This window comes from Flavonifractor sp. An306, assembly GCF_002159455.1.
In the GTDB taxonomy this organism is placed as follows: Bacteria; Bacillota; Clostridia; order Oscillospirales; family Oscillospiraceae; genus Flavonifractor.
In genome coordinates this window covers 1-950 of record NZ_NFIQ01000222.1, presented here as the reverse complement: position 1 = coordinate 950, position 950 = coordinate 1, and the positions used below count along the sequence as shown (strand labels likewise).

2 protein-coding genes and 1 pseudogene are annotated in these 950 nt (G+C 53.7%); all 3 read left to right on the top strand.

Annotated features, from left to right (window positions below; all coding sequences use genetic code 11):
* A partial coding sequence (locus B5F88_RS19770) for a DUF2262 domain-containing protein (protein WP_140402238.1) occupies positions 1 to 341 on the top strand: 341 nt, incomplete at its 5' end.
* A 31-nt stretch (positions 342 to 372) separates the two neighbouring features.
* Positions 373 to 651 carry a hypothetical protein gene (locus tag B5F88_RS19765; RefSeq protein WP_087937079.1) on the top strand — a complete coding sequence of 93 codons (279 nt, stop codon included), beginning with the start codon at positions 373 to 375 and terminating at the stop codon, positions 649 to 651.
* A 21-nt stretch (positions 652 to 672) separates the two neighbouring features.
* Positions 673 to 950: pseudogene (locus B5F88_RS19760) on the top strand (DUF2185 domain-containing protein); the annotation flags it as partial.

Sequence of the window (950 nt, the reverse complement as noted above, 5' to 3'; positions counted from 1 at the left end):
TTGAAAAGAAAGCGTCCTGGACCCGTGTCACCAATGTGATGAAGAAACTGGTGGCAGACCAGGAAACCTGGGATAAGTCCCTGCGAGCGATGGCTGCCCAGAAGCTCACTGCTCAGGCCAACGAATGGCTGGCGGACAATGACCAGACCGACCGTGACCCGGAAAAAGACCCCATCACCGAGGATGAGTTCGCCCGGCGCATCCTGCTCACCGAGTTTACAGTATCTCCCGGCGGCCGTTTTACCGCCTGGTACGAGGACGACGATATGTTCTGGGGCCATGTGATCACTGTGGATGGAACGCTGAAAAAAGGCCCCGTTGACGCTGATATACAGGGCTGACAACAACCGTTTACAGGAGGAGGCATCCATTATGTGCGAGCACTGCCGAAGCATTCAAACATGGAGAAAATTTGATGCTCCCAAGGACTACCTGGCCTGTATTGCCTATATCCAGCAGTTGGTGGAACAAGGTGAATTTGAACTGATTGCAGAGGAATCCACCTGTCCGCTGGAGAAGGTAAAGAATGAGGATGGGTGGGCAGACGAAATTATGGCTCACATGATTCGGTGCAAGCACTGCGGTCAGATCTTCACCTGTGTAGTCAACACCTGGCGAGGCAGCGGACACTTCAAAAAAGGCAAAGGATGACACGGAAAAGGCGGTGAAACGATGAATCAGGCAGAAAAAGCAGAGCTGCTGGAGCAGATTGAGAAGTGGAATGATGCGGATGAGTTTGCCCGATGCATTGAGGCTATCGAAGCCATCCCGGAACAGGAGCGGGATTATCTGCTGACGCTAAAACTGGGCCGAGCCTACAGCAATCTGGCGGTGCTGGGTGACCACGGTGCCCTTGGCGAGAACGCTGAAGTAGATGGAGATCTTCTCCGGCACGCCATTGATCTACTGGAGTCCGTTCGCACCCAGGGTGAGAACGATCCCTACTGGAA